The sequence below is a fragment of the Pseudomonas sp. IT-P4 genome (assembly GCF_949767755.1).
GTDB lineage: Bacteria > Pseudomonadota > Gammaproteobacteria > Pseudomonadales > Pseudomonadaceae > Aquipseudomonas > Aquipseudomonas monachiensis.
The window spans coordinates 28,627-48,989 of the sequence record NZ_CATKPX010000026.1 but is presented as its reverse complement, the minus strand read 5'-3'; the positions used below and the strand labels follow the sequence as shown (position 1 = coordinate 48,989).

Here is a 20,363-nt window from a genome sequence, read left to right as displayed (position 1 = left end):
GCGATCTTTTATCCTGTTCAGGCTTTTTCTTTGTAGGCCTTCAGCGCCTTGAGTCGCTCACGCTTGATCGCCTCCCCCAGTTCCGGCCCCTTGAAGCCTTTCTCCAGCAGCGGCTGAACCGCCACGCTACGAGCCGCGGTTGCCGCGCCGCGCAAATAATCCGCCTGTGGATAACTTCTTTCTTCCAGCCCTTCGCGCCCACGCGCATCCATCTCACATGCCGCGATGAACTCCTCGAACCGCTGTGGCCGGCGGTAAATGTCGAAGCTTTGCAGCACCTCCAGCAACGTTGATGGCTTCAGCTCAAGGGCGCGATGCCCATGGGTGTGATACTCGCCCACCAGCAGTGCCAGTTCCTGGCAGTCCCTCGGTACCTTGAAGCGTTCATTGATCGCTTTGATCAGCTTCAGGCCTTTGAACTCGTGGGCAATGTGTCGCGGCCATTCTTCCTCGGGCGTCAGGCCCTTGCCCAGGTCGTGCAGCAGGCAGGCCCAGCGCACGGTCAACGGCTGTTTGTGCCGCGCCGCTTGCTGCAACACGCTCAGGGTATGTATGCCTGTATCGATTTCCGGGTGATGGGCGGGTGGTTGCGGTACGCCAAACAGCGCGTCGACCTCGGGCATCAGGACCTGGAGTGCGCCGCATGCGCGCAAAACCTCCACAAACACCTGTGGCTGATCTTCCATCAGGGCGCGGGAAATTTCCTTCCAGCTGCGTTCCGGGGTCAGTGCTTCAAGTTCGCCTGACTCGCTGAGTTGGCGCATCAGTGCCAGGGTTTCCGGGGCAACGGTAAAACCCAGCGTCGCGTAGCGTGCCGCGAAGCGGGCAACACGCAGGACCCGGAGCGGATCTTCGGCAAATGCCGGGGAAACATGGCGAAGCAGGCGCGCTTCGAGATCGCGCTGGCCGTGGTACGGGTCGGTCAGGTTCTGCTGGTCGTCTTCGGCCATGGCATTGATGGTCAGGTCGCGACGGATCAAGTCTTCTTCGAGGGTGACTTCAGGGCTTGCGTGAAAAGTGAACCCGCCGTAACCGCGCCCGCTTTTGCGCTCGGTGCGGGCCAGGGCGTATTCCTCACCGCTTTTTGGGTGAAGAAACACCGGGAAGTCCGCACCCACCGGGCGAAAGCCCTTGGCGAGCATTTCTTCGGTGGTGGCGCCGACCACGACCCAGTCGATATCGGTTACCGGTTTGCCCAGCAGGCGATCGCGTACCGCGCCGCCGACTTTATAAATACGCATAAAAAACCTCCGTTAGCTCGACAGGATAACCGTTGCATCGAGCTTTCGGAGGCGCAAACCGGATCAAAGATGGATGACGGCCAGGTCCAGGCGGCCGTAATCACCTTCGCTGTGCTCGCTTCTGGGCGGCACATGGTGGGTTTTCATGACCTGATCGCCTTGCAGGGTTTCCAGGTGAATATCGAAGCCCCAGAGGCGGTGCAGGTGTTTGAGTACTTCTTCAGTCGAGTCCCCGAGTGGTTTGCGGTCGTGCTGCTGGTGACGCAGGGTCAGGGATCGGTCGCCACGCCGGTCGATGCTGTAGATCTGCACGTTGGGCTCGCGATTACCCAGGTTGTACTGTGCCGCGAGGGTTTCACGGATGATGCGGTAGCCTCCTTCGTCGTGAATGGCGGGCACCAGCAGGTCGTCCTTCTGGTCGTCATCGAGAATGCTGAACAGCTTCAGGTCGCGGATCACCTTGGGCGACAGGTACTGCAGGATGAAGCTCTCGTCCTTGAAGCTGCTCATGGCGAATTTGATGGCTGCCAGCCAGTCGGTACCGGCGATGTCCGGGAACCAGCGGTAATCTTCTTCCGTAGGTTCTTCGCACATGCGACGGATGTCGCGGTACATGGCAAACCCCAGGGCGTAGGGGTTGATGCCGCTGTAGTAAGGGCTGTCGAAACCAGGCTGGAACACCACGCTGGTGTGGGACGTCAGGAACTCCATCATGAAGCCGTCGGTGACCAGGCCCTCGTCGTAGAGGTCGTTCATCAGGGTGTAGTGCCAGAACGTGGCCCAGCCCTCGTTCATCACCTGGGTCTGACGCTGTGGATAAAAATACTGGGCGATCTTGCGCACGATGCGCACGATTTCCCGCTGCCATGGCTCCAGCAGTGGTGCGTGTTTTTCGATGAAGTACAGGATATTTTCCTGAGGTTCGGCGGGGAAGCGCGCGTTGTCCTTGTCGCTGTACTTGTCCGCGCCCTTGGGAATGGTGCGCCACAGATCGTTGATCTGTTTCTGTAGATGTTCTTCCCGGTCCTTTTGCCGGCGACGTTCTTCCTCCGCGGAGATCGGATAAGGGCGTTTGTAGCGGTCGACACCATAGTTCATCAGGGCATGGCAGGAGTCGAGCAGGTCCTCGACCGCGTCGATGCCGTGGCGTTCTTCGCACTGCATGATGTACTGCTTGGCAAACACCAGGTAATCGATGATCGAGCTGGCGTCGGTCCAGGTGCGGAACAGGTAATTGCCTTTGAAAAAGCTGTTGTGCCCGTAGCAGGCATGGGCCACCACCAGCGCCTGCATGCAGATTGTGTTTTCTTCCATCAGGTAGGCGATGCATGGATCGGAGTTGATCACGATTTCGTAGGCCAGCCCCATCTGGCCGCGGGTGTAGGACTTTTCGGTGCTGAGGAAGTGCTTGCCGTAGGACCAGTGGTGATAACCCAGCGGCATACCGACCGAGGCGTAGGCGTCCATCATCTGTTCGGCGGTGATCACTTCGATCTGGTTGGGATACGTATCGAGTGCGTAACCGGCCGCAATACGACTGATTTCGCGGTCGTAGGCCTGAATCAGCTCGAACGTCCATTCGGAGCCGGTGGAAATGGGTTGGCGTTTCTGCTCTTTGGCGGTCATGTCACTAACCTGCGCTGGAAGAGTTCACGGAAGACCGGATAGATATCCCCGGCCGAGACCAGTTGTTGCTGGGCAAATGTGTCGGAAAAGGCTTCGGCGATGCGCTCGTACTCGAACCACAGGGCCTGGTGTTCGCGCGGGGTGATCTCAACGTAAGTGTAGTACTGCACGAAAGGCATGATCTGGTTGATCAGGATGTCGCGACAGATAGGGGAGTCGTCGTTCCAGTTGTCACCGTCGGAGGCCTGGGCGGCGTAGATGTTCCACTCGTTGCTCGGATAACGCTCGGCCATGATCTCCTGCATCAGTTTCAAGGCGCTGGAGACGATGGTGCCGCCGGTTTCACGGGAGTAGAAAAACTCCTCTTCATCCACTTCGCGGGCGCTGGTGTGGTGGCGGATGAACACGACGTCAATCTTGTCGTAGTTACGCTTGAGAAACAGGTACAGCAGGATAAAGAAGCGCTTGGCGATATCCTTGGTCGCCTGGGTCATCGAGCCGGACACGTCCATCAGGCAGAACATCACGGCCTTGGAACTGGGGTTGGGTTGCTTGATGAGCAGGTTGTACTTGAGGTCGAACGTGTCGAGGAACGGGATGCGATGAATGCGCGCACTGAGTTTTTCGATTTCTTCTTCGATTTTCTGAATATCGCCGAAGTTGTCCGGTTCTTCCTGCTTGAGTCGCAGAAGTTCTTCCTTGGCTTCGCGCAGCTTTGCCCGGCTGCTGCCGGACAGGGCGATACGCCGGGCGTGAGCCGAACGCAGGGTGCGAATGATGTTGATCCGCGACGGGTTACCCTCGTTGCTGATCCCGGCGCGCACGGTCTTGAAGGTGTCGGTGCCGGTCAGGTTACGCTTGACCAGATTGGGTAGTTCGAGGTCCTCGAACATGAACTCGAGGAACTCTTCCTGGGTGATCTGGAAGACGAATTCGTCCATTCCTTCGCCGGAATTGCCGGCCTTGCCGGGGCCACGGCCACCACCGCCTCCCGGTGGGCGGGCGATATGTTCGCCGCTGGTGAATTCCTTGTTGCCCGGGTGCACGACCGTCTGCTTGCCACCGCGACCGTGATGAAGCACCGGCTCGTCGATGTCGCGGCCGGGAATGCTGATTTGTTCGCCGTGTTCCATATCGGTAATGGAGCGCCGGCTGACCGCCTCTTCGACAGCCTTCTTGATGTGATCACGGTAACGCCGCAGAAACCGCTGGCGGTTCACCGTGCTCTTGTTCTTGCCATTGAGACGTCGGTCGATCACATAGCTCATGACTGCTCCTTAGAAGCTGTCCTGAAAGGGGCGAGCGGTGATACAGCATCGAACCGAGAGCCGAGGGATGTTGAACGCTCCCCCAAGCGCTTTGGATGCTGCCTGAACTCGCTACCGACTTTCGAACACCTTCCAGAGGCCTGTGTAACAGAAAAAGCGCACACAGGTCTCTGGCTGACGACAACCGGTCTGACCGGCAGCGGGTTATTGTGATTTTCTGACCCGCAGGTACCACTCGGAGAGCAGTCGTACCTGTTTGTCGGTGTAGCCCCGCTCGACCATCCGTGTGACGAAGTCGTTGTGTTTCTGCTGGTCCTCTTTGCTGGCCTTGGCATTGAAGCTGATGACTGGCAGCAGGTCCTCGGTGTTGGAGAACATTTTCTTCTCGATGACCACCCGCAGTTTTTCGTAGCTGAGCCAGGTCGGGTTCTTGCCGTTGTTGTTGGCCCGGGCGCGCAGTACGAAGTTGACGATTTCGTTGCGGAAATCCTTCGGATTGCTGATGCCGGCCGGTTTTTCGATTTTCTCCAGTTCTTCGTTCAACGCTACGCGGTTGAGGATCTCGCCGGTTTCCGGGTCGCGGTACTCCTGGTCCTGGATCCAGAAGTCGGCGTACAGCACATAACGATCGAAGATGTTCTGACCGTACTCGCTGTAAGACTCGAGGTAGGCGGTCTGGATCTCCTTGCCGATGAACTCGATGTAGCGCGGTGCCAGGTACTCCTTGAGGAAGCGCAGATAGCGTTCGCGGGTCTCGGCCTGGAACTGTTCCTGCTCGATCTGTTGTTCAAGCACGTAGAGCAGGTGTACCGGGTTGGCGGCGATTTCGTGCGGATCGAAGTTGAACACCTTAGACAGGATCTTGAATGCGAAGCGGGTCGAAAGACCGTTCATGCCTTCGTCGACGCCCGCATTGTCGCGGTATTCCTGGATCGATTTGGCTTTCGGATCGGTATCCTTGAGGTTCTCGCCGTCGTACACGCGCATCTTCGAGTAGATGTTGGAGTTTTCCGGCTCCTTGAGGCGCGAGAGCACGGTGAACTGGGCCAGCATCTTCAGGGTATCCGGCGCGCAATGCGCCTTGGCCAGCGAACTGTTGAACAGCAGCTTGTCGTAGATCTTGACTTCGTCACTGACCCGCAGGCAGTACGGCACTTTGACGATGTAGATCCGGTCGATGAAGGCTTCGTTGTTCTTGTTATTGCGGAAGGTATGCCACTCCGATTCGTTGGAGTGGGCCAACAGGATCCCGGTGAACGGAATCGCGCCGAGGCCTTCGGTACTGTTGTAGTTGCCCTCCTGGGTGGCGGTCAGCAGTGGGTGCAGCACCTTGATGGGTGCCTTGAACATTTCGACGAATTCCATCAGGCCCTGGTTGGCCCGGCACAGGGCGCCCGAGTAGCTGTAGGCGTCGGCGTCATTCTGCGGGAACTCCTCCAGTTTGCGGATATCGACCTTGCCCACCAGCGCCGAGATGTCCTGGTTGTTTTCGTCGCCAGGTTCGGTCTTGGCCACGGCGATCTGGTTGAGGATCGACGGGTAGAGTTTCACCACGCGGAACTGGCTGATGTCGCCGCCGAATTCGGCCAGGCGCTTGGTCGCCCATGGCGACATGATGGTGTTGAGGTAGCGCCGTGGAATGCCGAAGTCTTCTTCCAGGATCGCTCCATCTTCAGTGGAGTTGAACAGACCCAGGGGCGACTCGAAAACCGGCGAGCCCTTGATGGCATAGAAGGGCACTTTTTCCATCAGTTGCTTGAGCTTCTCGGCCAGGGACGATTTACCGCCACCGACTGGGCCGAGCAGGTAAAGGATCTGTTTCTTCTCTTCCAGGCCCTGCGCGGCATGGCGGAAATACGACACGATCTGGTCGATGCATTCTTCCATCCCGTGGAAGTCTTCAAAGGCCGGATAGCGACGGATGACCTTGTTGGAGAAGATGCGCGACAGTCTCGAGTTGGTCGAGGTGTCGAGCAGTTCCGGTTCACCGATGGCCAGCAGTAGACGCTCGGCGGCGGAAACGTAGGCGCTACGGTCTTTTTTGCACAGTTCCAGATACTCTTGCAGAGAGAGTTCTTCCTGGCGTGTGGACTCGAAGCGTTGTTGGAAGTGGCTAAAGATACTCATGACGTCACCTCGCTCGATACGTGGAGCCGACGCCGGATCACTCAGTCGATGCTGGCAGCAACCGAACAGGCGATTGCTGTTTACCCCCCAGAACTCTCCCGGAGCTGACTACTCCGAAAGCTACTCCCGATGACCCGTGCGCCGGTGTACCGGCTCTCCCCTGTTTTGGATGGCCTGGGCTTAAGGATAGTTGGGAATTCGGGAGGTAAAGGCGAGATACGTAATTAGTTGTGGCAGACCGTTCGTCTGCCACCGCGCCAGCCCGCGGGAGCCGGGGCCTGCAACGTTACAAAAAAATTATTCAGTGGTGCCTTGCGCCGTTTCCGCAGGATACGTCGTACGCCACAACTCAAATCCGCCATCCATGCTGTAGACGTCGGAGAAGCCCTGGCTGATCAGGTAGGCGGCTGCGCCCTGGCTGGAATTGCCGTGATAGCAGACCACCACGGTCGGTGCATCGAGGTCGGCACCCTGGATGAAAGCGTGCAGGGAATGGTTATCCAGGTGCTTGGAGCCTGCGATGTGCAGGGCGGCAAAAGTGGCCGGGTCGCGGACGTCGACCACCACTGCGCCTTGTTCGCGCAGGGCCTGGGCCTGTTCCGGGGGGATACGTTTGAATTCGCTCATGGCGGGCTCCTGTGGCTCGGCTGAATGGGCAGTCTAGCGCGGGGCGCTGGCTGGCGATGTTTGGGGAATGGATGAGGCGACTGGCGGCACGGCATGACCGTGTTCGTCGCATTTGCAGGACAGGCGCTCAAAGCTGTCGACGTTCATCAGGGTCAGGGCGCCGCCCCAGACACAGCCTGTATCGAGTGCCGAAATACCCGGCTCTTCGACGTTGCCTTCCAGCGCTGCCCAGTGACCGAAGATGATCTTCAGGTCCTTGGTCTTGCGTTCCTTGTGCTGGAACCAGGGCTTGTAGCCAGGCGGTGCGGTATCGAGGCCTTCCTTGCTCTTGAGGTCGAGTTTGCCTTCGGCGGTGCAAAAGCGCATGCGCGTGAAATAGTTGGTGATCACCCGCAGGCGCGTCACGCCTTTGAGGTCGTTGTCCCATTTCGCCGGATCGTTGCCGTACATGCCATCGAGGTAGGGCGGCAACAGGTTGTCGTCGCGCAAGGCGGTCTCGACCTCGGCGGCACACTTCAAGGCTTTGCGCAGCGACCACTGCGGTGGAATGCCGGCATGGACCAGTGCAAGGTTGCGCTGTTCGTCGTAGTGCATGAGCTTTTGCTGGCGCAGCCATTCCAGCAGTTCGGCGCTATCGGGCGCTTCAATGATCTCGCGCAGGGTATCGGCCTTTTTCAGTCGCTCGATATTGCGTCCGGCCGCCAGCAGGTGCAGGTCATGGTTGCCGAGCACGCACACCAGCGATTCGCGAATGCTGTAGAGGAAGCGCAAGGTTTCCAGCGACTGCGGGCCGCGGTTGACCAGGTCGCCCACCAGCCACAGGCGATCCCGTTGTGGGTCGAACGCCACTTGTTTGAGCAGGCATTGCAGGGCTTGAAGACAGCCTTGCAGGTCACCGACAGCGTACGTTGCCATCAGTGCAAGGCTCCGGGCACCGCCAGGCGGAAGGGCGCGATGATGGCATCGAAGTGTTTGCCGTCGTCGGACAACATCTGATAGGTGCCTTGCATGGTGCCGACCTTGGTGGTCATGACCGTGCCGCTGCTGTAGGTGTGGCTCTTGCCGGGGTCGATCAACGGTTGCTGGCCGACGACGCCTGCGCCGCGCACTTCTTCGACATGCCCGTCACCATCGGTGATGACCCAGTGCCGTGAAAGCAGTTTGGCGGGCATTTCACCATTGTTTTGCACGGTGATGGTGTAGGCGAAGGCAAAGCGGTCGTGCTCGGGTTGCGATTGTTCTGCCAGATAGCGAGTGACGACGCTGACGTCGACCTGATAGCGAGGATCGGACATGCAAGGGGCCTTAAAAACGAAGCGGGACGCGGGGCGTAGCTGTTGGGGTTCAGTCTAGGCCAAGTATCGGGTAGTAGACCAGAGTGGCGTCCTACCCGATAGCGCTCATCGCTTGTCAGTCTGCGGCAGGCTTTTGTTCGCTGAGCTTGTCAGCCAGGCGCACGAACGCGGCCAGGTCGAGTTGCTCGGGACGCAGGCTGCCATCGACACCGGCGGCTTCGATTTCAGCATTGCTCAGCAACAGCTTGAGGGTGTTGCGCAGGGTTTTGCGGCGCTGGTTGAACGCTTCGCGCACGACGCGTTCCAGCAGGCGGTGATCCTTGGCCGGGTGTGGCAGTACCGCGTGGGGCACCAGGCGCACGATGGCCGAGTCGACTTTCGGTGGCGGGTTGAACGCGCCAGGGCCGACGTTGAACAGGTGCTCGACCCTGCAGTGGTACTGAACCATGATCGACAAGCGACCCCAGTCACCACCACCAGGGCCGGCAGCCAGGCGCTCGACCACTTCCTTTTGCAGCATGAAGTGCATGTCGCGAATCAGGTGCGAGTTGTGCAGCAGGTGAAAAATCAGCGGGGTGGAGATGTTGTACGGCAGGTTGCCGACCACTCGCAGGCTGCCAGGCGCGGCATTCAGGCTGTTGAAGTCGAACTTCAGCGCATCGCCCTGATGCAGGTTGAAGTTGCTCTTGCCGGCAAACTGCTGGTTGAGGATCGGGATCAGGTCCTTGTCCAGTTCCACCACATCAAGTTGCGCGCCGCTGCTGAGCAGGCCTTGGGTCAGTGCACCCTGGCCCGGGCCGATTTCCAGCAGGCGGTCTTCTGCCTTGGCATGAATGGAGCGCAGGATGCGGTCGATAACGCCGGCATCGTGCAGGAAGTTCTGGCCAAAGCGTTTGCGCGCCTTGTGTTGGTAGTGCTCGGTCATAAACGGGTCTCGGCCATCTGGTAGGCGGTTTCCAGGGCGACTTGCAGGCTGCCGGTGTCGATCCTGCCGCTGCCGGCCAGGTCCAGGGCTGTGCCGTGGTCGACCGAGGTGCGGATGATCGGCAAGCCGAGGGTCACGTTGACTGCCGCGCCGAAGCCTTTGTACTTCAGCACCGGCAGGCCCTGGTCGTGGTACATCGCCAGCACCGCATCGCAGTGCTCCAGATATTTGGGGGTAAACAGAGTGTCGGCGGGCAGGGGGCCACGAAGGTCCATGCCCTCGCCGCGCAGGCGCTCTAATGTGGGTTCGATGATATCGATTTCTTCATGGCCCAGGTGTCCGCCTTCGCCGGCATGGGGGTTGAGCCCGCAGACCAGGATGCGTGGCCGGGCGATGCCGAACTTGCTTTTCAGGTCGGCGTGCAGGATTCGCGTGACGCGTTCCAGACGCTCTGGCGTGATTGCATCGGCAATCTCGCGAAGGGGCAGGTGAGTGGTCACCAGGGCCACGCGCAAGCCGCGTGTAGCCAGCATCATCACCACTTGCGCGGTGTGGGTCAGGTCGGCGAGGAATTCCGTGTGCCCGGAAAAGGCGATGCCGGATTCGTTGATGACGCCTTTGTGCACCGGCGCGGTAATCATGCCGGCGAAATGTCCGTCCAGGCAGCCCTGGCCGGCGCGGGTCAGGGTTTCCAGTACGAAGGCAGCGTTGGCCTTGTCCAGTTGCCCGGCGACGACCTTGGCATTGAGCGGTGTATCCCAGACATACAGGCTGTTGGCTGGCGCGGGTGCATCCGGCCAGTTGTCCGGTGTGACCGGTAGCAAATCGACAGCCACACCCAGCTGCGCGGCCCGCTCAATGAGCAGGTCGCGGCTGGTAATGGCAATCAGGGGATGAGGCTGGGCTTGCGAGGCGAGCAGCAGGCACAGGTCGGGACCTATGCCGGCTGGTTCGCCGGGTGTCAGCGCGAAACGTTGGGGTTTCACTGCGCTGCCTGGTCGGCGCCAGGGAGTTTGATTTCCACGTACGCTTCGTCACGGATCTGACGCAGCCAGGTTTGCAGCTCTTCATCGTATTTGCGGTTACGCAAAACGGTCATTGCTTGCTGCTCGCGAGCCTGTGAGGTGCTGTCGGTGGCGCGACGGCCAAGGACTTCCAGGACGTGCCAGCCGTACTGAGTCTGGAACGGCCTGGACAGCTGACCTTGCGGGGTCTTGGCCATCACTTCGCGGAATTCCGGCACCAGTGCGTTCGGGTCGATCCAGTTCAGGTCGCCGCCGTTAAGGGCTGAACCCGGGTCTTCCGAGTAGCTTTTCGCCAGCTCGCCGAAGTCTTCGCCAGACTCGATACGGCTGTAGAGCGACTCAACCAGGGCCTTGGTTTTTGCTTCGTCGCGGATCGGGCTCGGTTTGACCAGGATGTGGCGCACATGCACTTCGTCGCGCATCTGGGTCTGGCCGCCACGCTTTTCGAGGACCTTCAGGATGATGAAGCCGCCCGGGGTGCGCATTGGCTGGGTGACATCACCCACCGGCATGGTGCTCAGCAGGCGATCGAACGGCGGAGGCAATTGAGCGGCTTTACGCCAGCCCATGTCACCACCCTCCAGTGCGGTTTCGCTGGCGGACTTGGCGATTGCCAACTGACCGAAGTCAGCGCCTTGCTTGAGCTGCTGGTAAATCGCATCGGCCTGCTTGGCTGCACTCTGAATCGCATCGGAGTTGGCGCTTTCCGGCGTAGGAATCAGGATGTTGGCCAGGTGGAACTCTTCAGACAGCTGCATTTTGCCCAGGTCGGACGCCAGGAAATTCTTCACTTCCTGCTCGGAGATCTGGATGCGTTCGGCGACCCGACGCTGGCGTACACGGCTGATGACCATTTCGCGGCGAATCTGCTCGCGTGCGTCGTCGTAGGACAGACCGTCGCGAGTCAGGGCGGTGCGGAACTGCTCGACCGACATGTTGTTGCGCTGGGCAATGGTGCCGACAGCCTGGTTCAACTCTTCGTCGGTAATGCGGATGCCGGAGCGCTCGCCGATCTGCAATTGCAGGTTTTCGACGATCAGGCGCTCAAGTACCTGCTGTTCCAGCACGCTGGCCGGCGGCACGGCAGAACCGCGCTTGGCAATGGTTTTTTGAACTTCATGAACCCGTTGGTCCAGTTGGCTCTGCATGACCACGTCGTTGTCGACGATGGCCACCACTTTATCGATGGACTGCACGGCGGCGCTGGCCGCCGTACTCAGGAACAGCGCGCCCAGCATCAGCGGGCGCAGACAATCAGAAAGCTTGGTCTTCACGTTCACGATAACCTTGAATGCCTTTGTCGAGGAAGCTCTCGGCCTTGGAGCCGGTAAGGCCGCCGAGTCCCTTCAGAACAATTTGGAGGAAGACGCCATGGTCGCCTTTTTCGTTTTGCGGTGCTTCCTGGCTGAACTCGTCGTAATCAACGAAGTAACGGTTGATCAGGCGCAGTTTCCAGCAGCAGTTGTCGTACTCGAAACCACCGAATGCATCCAGGGTACGGTTGCGGTTGTAGTCATACTGCCAACGGCTGATAACGCTCCATTGCGGCACGATTGGCCAGATCACCGAGAAGTCGTGCTGTTCGATCTTGTAGTAATCCTTCACGTAGCCAGGCTGGCCAGGGGTGCCGTAGTCACCGCCGCCCACAGTCCATTTACCGGTGTTCTGGTCGTAACGGACCTGGTCATTACGATAGCGGTAGCCGAAGTTGACGATCTTGTTCGGATTGTCTTCAGGCTGGTAGTGGAACATCGCGCTGCCCGAGCGAGGGCTGCGGCTGTCCGGGTCCCAGTTGTAGTCGGCGGTGGTACGCCAGTCGCGGTTCCAGCGATATTCGTATTCCAGTGCGTACGGCGAAACGCTGGCTTGGGCATCGGCACGGGTTTTTGCATCGATACCCGGCAACTGAACTTCGCGGTCCTTGAAGTACAAGGCCTGGCCGACACTGATGCGCTGACGCTCGAAACCGTCGTCTTCGATCCAGCGGCTGGTCACGCCCAGGGACAGTTTGTTCTCGTCGCCGACACGGTCGGAGCCGGAGAAGCGGTTGTCACGGAACAGCGATGCATAGTTGAAGGTGTATTCGCTGGTGTCGAATACCGGGATGTCTTCCTGGTCGACCTCAGGCACGTACAGGTAGAACAGGCGCGGCTCGAGGGTCTGGCGGTAGTTCTTGCCGAAATACTGGGTATTGCGATCGAAGTACAGGCCGCTGTCGATGCTGGCGATTGGTACGCCGCGGTTCTGGTTGCTGTCGAACGTTCCCAGGAGCTTGTCCTGTTCTGCGGTCTGATTCGCAATCTGACCTTTGCCAGTGCTGTCCAGGTCCAGTTGGTACTGGGTGTACTGGTACTTGAGCTTCGGTGTCAGGAAGCCGTACGTCGTATTCATCGGCAAGCTGATGGCGGGCGCCAGGTTCAGGCGGTCGCCATTGGCACGAGCCAGGCCTTGAACGTTGTTATCGAGGCGGGGAGAGCCGACACCGTCTTCGTCAAAGTATGTTCCGCTCTGCAGATCCCGGTCAAACCGCACGAGTTCGGTGTTGTACGTGAAGTCCAGGCCTTCCGGATGATAAGGCAGCATGCCGTCGAGGGTGAGCTGCGGCAGGCGGTCGTACGGCGTAATGTTCGACACGCTCGCCAGTTCGTAGGCCTGGGCGTTCACGCGAGCGGAATAGCTGTCGCCACGATAGGTGACGGAGCCTTGCTGGTTCACGTAGTCGTTGCTTTTGATGCCAATCTGGTCGGTCTGCAGATCCTGGAAGTAATACGGATCGCTGATCTTGGTGTAGTCGACTTGCGTGAGCACTCGCGAGTCGAGACCGCCCTTGTGCTGCCAGTTGTACATGTAGCGGGTTTTTTCGGCGTCGCTCTGCTTGTCGCGTTCGTTGCTTTCGTCGTTGAGGTACGCCGCACCGAACTGGCCTTCGCTGGACTTGGTCAGGTAGCGGAATTCGCCTTCCATCAACAAGCCGTGCTTTTCCATGTAGCGCGGGTACAACGTGGCATCGTAGTTCGGCGCCAGGTTGAAGTAATACGGGGTGACCAGCATGAAGCCGGTATCGCTGCCGGTGCCGATGGTCGGCGGCAGGAAGCCGGACTGGCGACGGTCGTCGATCGGGAAATAGATGTACGGCGTGTACAGGATCGGAATGTCCTTGACCCGCAGCGTCACGTTGGTCGCGGTACCGAAGCCGGTGGCCGGGTTCAGGGTGATGTTGTTGCCCTTGAGCTGCCAGGCGTTGCTGTTCGGTTCGCACGTGGTGTACGTACCATCCTTGAGGCGGATGATCGCGTTCTCGGCACGTTTGGCGTACAGCGCATTACCGCGGATGCGGGATTTGTGCATCACGTATTCGGCGTTGTCGACCTTGGCTTCGCCAGTGTCGAGCTGTACGTCGGCGTGGTCGCCGACGATCAGGGCGCCGTTGTCGCGAATGCGCACGTTGCCGTTCAGGTCGCCACGGCTCTCGGCCTGGTAAAGGTTGGCTTCGTCTGCTTCGACCTGCATGCTGCCCTGGCGCATGACAACGTCGCCGGCCAGGGTCGCGACTTGCTCATCCTGCTTATAGCGGGAGGCTTTTGCGCCGATAAAGGTTGGAGCGTCACTTTTATTGGTCTTGTCATCCATGCCAGGACGAATCGGTTCGATATAGGAACCAGAGCAATAAGGACCGGTTTCGGCCAATTGTGCGGCGGTGAGCTGCTCGCGGGGAACCCAGTCGAGGTGACTGTAGTCTGCGCTACGCGACTTCAGGCCACGGCCTTTGGATTCGGTGACCAGCACCGGCTTGGCGCCGGCGTCTTCGCTGGAACCGTTCTCGGCCGGAGCTCCGCCGGTGGCCGAAACTGCGCTGCCGTCATGGACGGGACGCGGTGGCAATGCAGCCGCCGGCGTCTTTGGCGCACAGTCCCAGGAACCCGAAGCAGAGACTGAGCAGTCATACTGTTCCGCGGCGACCACGTAGGAAGTGGCAAGGGGTTGCAGCGCCAGCAAACTGCCGGTAACCAACAACGGAAATTTTTTACGAAACGCGGGGGATTTCAATGCCATCTTATTAGTCCGGGCTTCCTGCGTGCCATCTGCCCGCGGTGTGGGCCGCACGCCTCTCGATGGTCTGAAAAAGATGCTGGATAATAAAGCATGACCCGCTTGACGGCTAGCGCCGTCGGAGACCCTTGCAATGCCTGATCAAGATGTACGCTTGCAACACCTGAAAGTTTGGCTCGATGAACAATTGGCGACCCTTTTTGCCGAGCAGGGCTGGGGCGTCGTACCCCCGGCCACGTTGACTGCAGCCAGCAGTGACGCGAGTTTTCGGCGGTATTTCCGTTGGCAAGGCGATGGCAAAAGTTTCATTGTGATGGACGCGCCGCCGCCCCAGGAAAACTGCAAACCCTTCGTGGATATCGCTTTTTTGCTGGCGAAATCCGGAATAAATGTGCCGAAAATTTATGCCGAAGACCTCGAGCGCGGTTTTCTTTTGCTCAATGACCTGGGCAACAAGACCTATCTGGACGTCATCGACAGCGAAAACGCCGACAATTTGTTCAAGGATGCCCTGCAGGCGTTGCTGGCTTTCCAGCAGTTGCCAATGGTTGCGCCTTTGCCGAGCTATGACGTGGCCTTGCTGCGTCGCGAGCTGGAACTGTTCCCCGAGTGGTACGTGAAGCGCGAACTGGGCATCGAATTTGACGCGGCACAACAAGTGCTCTGGCAGCAGGTCAGCGAACTGTTGATCGACAGCGCCCTGGCTCAACCGAAAGTCCTGGTGCATCGCGACTACATGCCGCGCAACCTGATGCTCAGCGAACCCAATCCCGGCGTGCTGGATTTCCAGGATGCGGTGTATGGCCCGGTGACCTACGACGTGACCTGCCTGTTCAAGGATGCATTCCTCAGCTGGCCCGAGGAGCGCGTGCACGGCTGGCTCGAAAGCTACTGGCAGCAGGCGGGCGCCCTCGGGATTGCGGTTCAGCCCGACTTCGAGGACTTCCTGCGTGCCAGCGACTTGATGGGCGTGCAACGTCACCTGAAAGTCATCGGCATTTTCGCGCGCATCTGTCATCGCGACGGTAAACCGCGCTATCTGGGTGACGTGCCACGTTTCTTTGCGTACATAGAAGCAGTGATCGCTCGTCGCCCTGAGCTGGCCGAACTGGATGTGCTGCTGGCCAGTCTGCGTGCCGGAGTGAAAGCATGAAGGCAATGATTCTGGCCGCGGGTAAAGGCGAGCGCATGCGCCCGCTGACCCTGACCACGCCAAAACCGCTGGTGCGTGCAGGCGGCGTGCCGCTGATCGAGTATCACCTGCGAGCGCTGGCAGCCGCCGGGTTCACCGACATCGTGATCAATCACGCCTGGCTCGGTCAGCAGATCGAAGACTATCTGGGCGATGGTTCGCGTTATGGCGTGAGCATTCAGTACTCGGCCGAAGGTGAGCCCCTGGAAACCGGCGGCGGGATTTTCCGCGCGTTGCCGTTGCTGGGGGATGAAGCGTTTGTCGTGGTCAATGGAGACATCTGGACCGATTACGATTTCAGCGTGCTGCATCAACCCATCAACGGCCTGGCGCACCTGGTGCTGGCCAGTAACCCGGCCCATCATCCGGCCGGGGACTTCAGCCTGGTCGAAACGCAGGTCCGCGACGGTCAGCCAGAGATTGGCACCCTGACCTACAGCGGTATCGCCGTGTTGCATCCGCAGTTGTTCGACGGTTGCACCGCCGGGGCCTTCAAGCTCGCGCCGCTGTTACGCAAAGCCATGGCTGACGGTCAGGTGACTGGCGAGCAGTTGAAGGGGGACTGGGTCGATGTCGGTACTCACGAGCGTCTGGCCGAAGTTGAAACATTAATAGAAGCGAGGCGCTGACATGTTGTGGCCAGGGACTCTGATCGGAGCCGGAGCAGGCTATGCCATAGCCAGTATTCCGGGGGCCATTCTCGGTGCGTTGTTGGGGCAGGCGCTGGACCGGCGCTTGCACCTGCAGAGCTGGGGGCACTTGCGGGAAAAACTGGGCGGTCGCCCAGTGCTGCGTAACGATGAATTGCTGTTTGTCCTGTTGGGGCGACTGGCCAAGTGTGACGGCCAGGTGATGGCCGGGCACATCGAACAGGCCCGGGCGGAAATGCGCTCGCTGGAGATGTCCGAGTCGGCCCAGCGTCGTGCGATTGCCGCGTTCAATCGCGGCAAGTCGGGCAACGACCGCCTGCGCGGTTATTTGCGTCGCCTGAGTGCCCAGCCCCATGCGGCGGAAGGTGTGTTGCGCGCCTGTTGGCGAATGGTCTGGGCCGATGGTCGTGCCGGCAGCAGTGAACGTCAATTGATCGGCCAATGGGGCAAGTGGTTGGGCTGGACATCCCATCAGGTGCAGGCGTTGGCCCACGATTATGAACCGCAGAAACGGCCCTTGGGCAAAAGTGTGCCCAGTTATCAGGACGCGCTGAGGCTTTTGGGGGTGTCGGCCACCACTGAGCCGGCGCAGATCAAACGTGCTTATCGGCGCCTGCTCAGTCGCCATCATCCGGACAAGATTGCCGGCACTGGCGCGACGGCCACGCAGGTGCGTGAGGCCACCGAACGAACGCGTGAACTGCATAACGCCTACACGCTGATTCGGGAGCGACGGGATTTTCGCTAGCCAGTGATACCGCTATCGCGAGCAAGCTCGCTCCCACAGGTTTTGTGTCGTTCGCAATTTTCTGATCGGCACAAAACCTGTGGGAGCGTGGCTTGCCCGCGATGATCGCGCCTCGGTCTGTCAGCCCGCCGGGCTCTGCGGATTCAACCAACCTCGCACCCGACGGAACAGTTGCTCCTGTTCGGCCTTGGTATCCGGCAACGCCTTGAGTGCGACCTGGCTGAATGCCGATGATTTCTGGCGTTTGCTGGCCTGCAGGCGCTCCAATGCTGCATCGCGATCCAGCGCTTTGTCCTTGTAGAAAATATCTGCGGTCGGCAGTTTCAGGGTCGGGGTCAGCTCGGCCAGCCCGGGCGTGGCCGCCACAGGTGTCCGGGCGGCAACCATCAGCAGTTTTTCGACCTGCGATGGCTGCTTTTCGCTCAGGTAGCGCGCGGCCCAATAGGCGCCCGAACCATGCCCCAACACCACGATGCTGCGGGCGCTTTGCTGTTCGGCGAAAGCGATCGCGGCATCGATTCGGGCAAAGATCCGCTCGGCATCTGCCTTGGACTGTTCCTCGGTGGTTTCGGCGAAGGGCTTGTCGGCCACATCGGCCTCGCCACCGGCCACCTGTTCGATAGGGGCCGCGGTGGTCGAGTCTTTACTGCCGGTTTCGGCGGGTTTGGGTGTCGGCGCTGCTTCGACGATTCGTGGCGCAATGGCATCGCTTTGCAGGTCTGGCAAGGTGATACTCAGGCTGCTCCACTCGGCATCCGGCAATTTGCGCCGCAAAGGGCCTACTGCTTGCGGCCAGTCAACGGTTTCGCCGGCGCCGGGGATGATAATCACCGCGCCTTTGGGTTCGGCGGTATTGGCCGGTTTCCACAAGGCCAGAAACGTGTCGGTGCCTGCTTGCAGTTGTTGCTGTTCCTGAGCCGGGATCTTTCGCTCAAGTGCAGTCGCTTCTTCCTGACTACGCTCAGGCAGCGGCTGACGTTCGAGTGGTTTTTCTTCGGCGGTTTTTTCCTCCGCGGCGGGCGCCGGGTCGGCCGCCTTGACGGAAAAAGCGCAAGGCAGGATCAGCGACAGGCACAATGCTGGCAGTGCCAGGCGGTAGACAGGGGGCATCGGATATTCCAGGCCAGAAGATGTTCCGGCAGCCTAATGGGTTGGTCTGTATTTGTCAGGGTGTGAGAGTTCAATGATGCGTTTTCGCTGCCTGTGGGTTATCGGCTGTTTGTGGCTTCCCTTGATGGGCTGGGCGGCCGCCGCGCCTCCGGCGCCCGTTGCCCAACTGTCCCCGAAACAGCAGCACTGGCTGGCGCAGCAGGGCGAGTTGCGGGTCGGCGTGGTGTTGCAGGCGCCCTATGCGCAATACGACCGCCGCTTGCAGCGCTTGTCCGGGGTGAACATCGAGTTGATGAAGTGGTTGGCTAAAAACCTCAATGTCGAACTGAGCTGGCGCAATTTTCCCGACCTTGAACAATTGGAAGCCGCGGCCCGCGAGGGCGAAATCGACATTGCTCCGGGCCTGACCCAGACCCCTGGCGGGCTGCGTCTCTGGCAGTTTTCCGACCCCTACATGCGGGTGCCGCAATTGGTGGTCAGCGACCAGAAAAGCGCTGGCGCGGTCGAGTTGGAAAAACTCGACAGCCAGACCCGCGTCGCCGTGCGCATGCCCAGTGCCATCGCCGATTACCTGCGTGGCAACTACCCGCACCTGAATCTGCAAGGTGTACCGATGGAGCGCCAGGCATTGCAATTACTGGTTGGCCAGCAGGCAACTTATGCGGTGATCGATGAGGCGCAACTGGGACGCTTGTCGGTCGAGACGGAGTTCGCCGGGTTGGTGGTGGTGGGGGATGTCGGCCTGCCGCAACTGCTGCGGGTGGCCACGCGGCGCGACAAACCGGAACTGGCGGGCATCGTCGAAAGTGCATTGCGGGCGATCCCGGCCAAGGATCTGGAGCAACTGCACAATCAATGGCTGCAACCCAAGTATCCGCGGCTCACCGAGTCGCCGGGATTTTGGCAAAACCTCTGCCTTCTGCTGGCCGTGCTGGCGTCCAGTTGCATGGCCATTGTGGTCTGGCAGCGTCGCCAGCAGCACCACCTGGAGCAGCGTCTGCTGGCCGCGCAGGAAGACATTGCCTTGCGCGCCGCCAGCGAAGAGGCCCTGCGGCTCACCCAGTTTTCCATCGATCAGAGCACCGTCGGTATCCTCTGGGTCAACTGGGACAGCCATGTGCGCTACGCCAACCGCGCGGCGGAGAGCATGCTGGGCTATCCGGCCGGCGGGATCATCGATCGGCCCCTGATCGATTTCGAGCCTGGCCTGCACATGGACCGTTGGCTGAACCTGTGGAAGCGCGCCCGGGCCAGTGAAGACGGCCCGCAAAGCTTTGAATCCAATTGCGTGCGGGCCGATGGCAGCATCCTGCCGGCCGATGTCTCGTTGAGTTTTCTGCGCTTTCGCGATGGCGAATACCTGGTGGTTTACCTCAACGATGTCACCGAGAGGCGTCGCGCCCTGGCGGCCTTGCAGGAAAGCGAGGCGCGCCTGCAAGGCATCGCCGCCAACGTTCCGGGGCTGGTTTTCCGCCTGGAGCGGGCGCCGGTGACCGGTCAGATCGACTTTGCCTACATCAGTGAAGGCAGCGAAAGCCTGGTGGGTTACTCGCCGGCCACGCTGGCGCATCGCGATAAAGGCCTGCGCAGCCTGGTGCATCCGGATGACAAGGCCAGCTATCACCAGACCCAGGATCATGCGCTGGATACCGACAGCGACTGGTCGTGGCAGGGGCGAATCCTCACGCGTCAGGGCGAGCAGCGCTGGGCGGAAATCAAGGCCATCACCCGCCGGCTGGATGACGGTGCCTATGTCTGGGACGGAATCGTCTGGGACATCAGCGAAAGCAAGCGCATCGAGCTTGAGCTGGCCAGCTCCCGGGAGCAGTTGCGTGAGTTGTCCGCACACCTGGAAAGCGTGCGCGAAGAAGAAAAGGCGCGCATTGCCCGGGAAGTTCACGACGAGTTGGGTCAGATGCTCACCGTGTTGAAGCTGGAAACGTCCATGTGCGAACTGGCTTACGCGCAGCTTGATCCGGGTCTGAACGAGCGCTTGAACAGCATGAAGCGCTTGATCGCTCAGTTGTTTCAGCTGGTTCGTGATGTGGCCACGGCATTGCGACCGCCGATTCTCGACGCGGGCATCGCCTCGGCCATTGAGTGGCAGGCCCGTCGATTCGAGGCGCGCACGCAGATCCCGTGTCTGGTGCAGGTGCCGGACAACTTGCCGGTGCTCAGCGATGCGAAGGCAATCGGTTTGTTCAGGATCCTTCAGGAAGCGCTGACCAATGTCATGCGGCACGCCCAGGCGCATACTGTTGAATTGACACTGGCGCTGGAAGGCGACGAGTTGTGTCTGACGGTCAGCGATGATGGCGTAGGATTTGTCGCCGCAGCTGGCAGGCCGACATCCTTTGGGGTGGTCGGCATGCGCGAGCGGGTGTTGATCATGGGCGGTGAGTTGTCGCTTGAGAGTGAGCCGGGTGAAGGCACGACTCTGAGTGTGCGAGTGCCGCTGGATGCAGCCTGATGTTTATCT

General features: G+C 60.0%; 16 protein-coding genes. 4 read left to right on the top strand and 12 right to left on the bottom strand.

Annotation, left to right across the window (positions count from 1 at the left end):
• Positions 1-17: 17 nt before the first annotated feature.
• The 11 genes from ACM6IT_RS10590 to ACM6IT_RS10540 all read right to left on the bottom strand — a co-directional run bounded on the left by ACM6IT_RS10590 (position 18) and on the right by ACM6IT_RS10540 (position 14,187).
• The gene (locus tag ACM6IT_RS10590) at positions 18-1,241 is read right to left on the bottom strand and encodes a multifunctional CCA addition/repair protein (protein ID WP_414917942.1); all 1,224 of its coding nucleotides are present in this window, start codon (positions 1,239-1,241) and stop codon (positions 18-20) included.
• A 63-nt stretch (positions 1,242-1,304) separates the two neighbouring features.
• Positions 1,305-2,867: a SpoVR family protein gene (locus ACM6IT_RS10585; RefSeq protein WP_056726640.1), complete on the bottom strand. Its 1,563-nt coding sequence runs from the start codon at positions 2,865-2,867 to the stop codon at positions 1,305-1,307.
• The gene (locus tag ACM6IT_RS10580; RefSeq protein WP_056726641.1) at positions 2,864-4,135 is read right to left on the bottom strand and encodes a YeaH/YhbH family protein; all 1,272 of its coding nucleotides are present in this window, start codon (positions 4,133-4,135) and stop codon (positions 2,864-2,866) included. Before ACM6IT_RS10580 ends, ACM6IT_RS10585 begins: the two co-directional genes overlap by 4 nt.
• A 204-nt stretch (positions 4,136-4,339) precedes the next feature.
• The gene (locus ACM6IT_RS10575) at positions 4,340-6,262 is read right to left on the bottom strand and encodes a PrkA family serine protein kinase (protein ID WP_007980217.1); all 1,923 of its coding nucleotides are present in this window, start codon (positions 6,260-6,262) and stop codon (positions 4,340-4,342) included.
• Positions 6,263-6,559: 297 nt separating this feature from the next.
• On the bottom strand, positions 6,560-6,889 hold the full coding sequence (glpE, locus tag ACM6IT_RS10570) for a thiosulfate sulfurtransferase GlpE (protein ID WP_008051614.1): 330 nt from the start codon (positions 6,887-6,889) through the stop codon (positions 6,560-6,562).
• 33 nt (positions 6,890-6,922) lie between these two features.
• On the bottom strand, positions 6,923-7,804 hold the full coding sequence (locus ACM6IT_RS10565; RefSeq protein WP_414917941.1) for a symmetrical bis(5'-nucleosyl)-tetraphosphatase: 882 nt from the start codon (positions 7,802-7,804) through the stop codon (positions 6,923-6,925).
• Entirely contained in the window at positions 7,804-8,184 is a 381-nt protein-coding gene (apaG, locus tag ACM6IT_RS10560; RefSeq protein ID WP_007980214.1) for a Co2+/Mg2+ efflux protein ApaG, read from the bottom strand. Before apaG ends, ACM6IT_RS10565 begins: the two co-directional genes overlap by 1 nt.
• A gap of 115 nt (positions 8,185-8,299) precedes the next feature.
• Positions 8,300-9,109 carry a 16S rRNA (adenine(1518)-N(6)/adenine(1519)-N(6))-dimethyltransferase RsmA gene (gene rsmA, locus ACM6IT_RS10555; RefSeq protein ID WP_046039480.1) on the bottom strand — a complete coding sequence of 270 codons (810 nt, stop codon included), beginning with the start codon at positions 9,107-9,109 and terminating at the stop codon, positions 8,300-8,302.
• The gene (pdxA, locus tag ACM6IT_RS10550; protein ID WP_056726643.1) at positions 9,106-10,095 is read right to left on the bottom strand and encodes a 4-hydroxythreonine-4-phosphate dehydrogenase PdxA; all 990 of its coding nucleotides are present in this window, start codon (positions 10,093-10,095) and stop codon (positions 9,106-9,108) included. Before pdxA ends, rsmA begins: the two co-directional genes overlap by 4 nt.
• Positions 10,092-11,408, bottom strand: a complete 1,317-nt coding sequence (gene surA, locus ACM6IT_RS10545; protein WP_156385820.1) for a peptidylprolyl isomerase SurA — start codon at positions 11,406-11,408, stop codon at positions 10,092-10,094. Before surA ends, pdxA begins: the two co-directional genes overlap by 4 nt.
• Positions 11,389-14,187 carry an LPS-assembly protein LptD gene (locus ACM6IT_RS10540; RefSeq protein WP_414917940.1) on the bottom strand — a complete coding sequence of 933 codons (2,799 nt, stop codon included), beginning with the start codon at positions 14,185-14,187 and terminating at the stop codon, positions 11,389-11,391. Before ACM6IT_RS10540 ends, surA begins: the two co-directional genes overlap by 20 nt.
• A 130-nt stretch (positions 14,188-14,317) precedes the next feature.
• On the opposite strand from ACM6IT_RS10540, the gene ACM6IT_RS10535 reads away from it, so the two are divergent.
• Genes ACM6IT_RS10535 through ACM6IT_RS10525 form a run of 3 tightly spaced genes read left to right on the top strand, consistent with a single transcriptional unit; the run spans position 14,318 to position 16,774 of the window.
• Positions 14,318-15,337, top strand: a complete 1,020-nt coding sequence (locus ACM6IT_RS10535) for an aminoglycoside phosphotransferase family protein (protein ID WP_056726646.1) — start codon at positions 14,318-14,320, stop codon at positions 15,335-15,337.
• Positions 15,334-16,005: an N-acetylmuramate alpha-1-phosphate uridylyltransferase MurU gene (gene murU, locus ACM6IT_RS10530; protein ID WP_223541850.1), complete on the top strand. Its 672-nt coding sequence runs from the start codon at positions 15,334-15,336 to the stop codon at positions 16,003-16,005. Before ACM6IT_RS10535 ends, murU begins: the two co-directional genes overlap by 4 nt.
• Position 16,006: 1 nt before the next feature.
• Complete coding sequence (locus ACM6IT_RS10525; RefSeq protein ID WP_056726648.1) at positions 16,007-16,774, top strand: TerB family tellurite resistance protein; 768 nt, start codon at positions 16,007-16,009, stop codon at positions 16,772-16,774.
• A 120-nt stretch (positions 16,775-16,894) separates the two neighbouring features.
• Here the strand turns inward: ACM6IT_RS10525 and ACM6IT_RS10520 are convergent, their stop codons facing one another.
• On the bottom strand, positions 16,895-17,884 hold the full coding sequence (locus tag ACM6IT_RS10520; protein ID WP_414917939.1) for an alpha/beta hydrolase family protein: 990 nt from the start codon (positions 17,882-17,884) through the stop codon (positions 16,895-16,897).
• A gap of 73 nt (positions 17,885-17,957) precedes the next feature.
• On the opposite strand from ACM6IT_RS10520, the gene ACM6IT_RS10515 reads away from it, so the two are divergent.
• Positions 17,958-20,354 carry a PAS domain S-box protein gene (locus ACM6IT_RS10515; RefSeq protein ID WP_414917938.1) on the top strand — a complete coding sequence of 799 codons (2,397 nt, stop codon included), beginning with the start codon at positions 17,958-17,960 and terminating at the stop codon, positions 20,352-20,354.
• Positions 20,355-20,363: the final 9 nt, after the last annotated feature.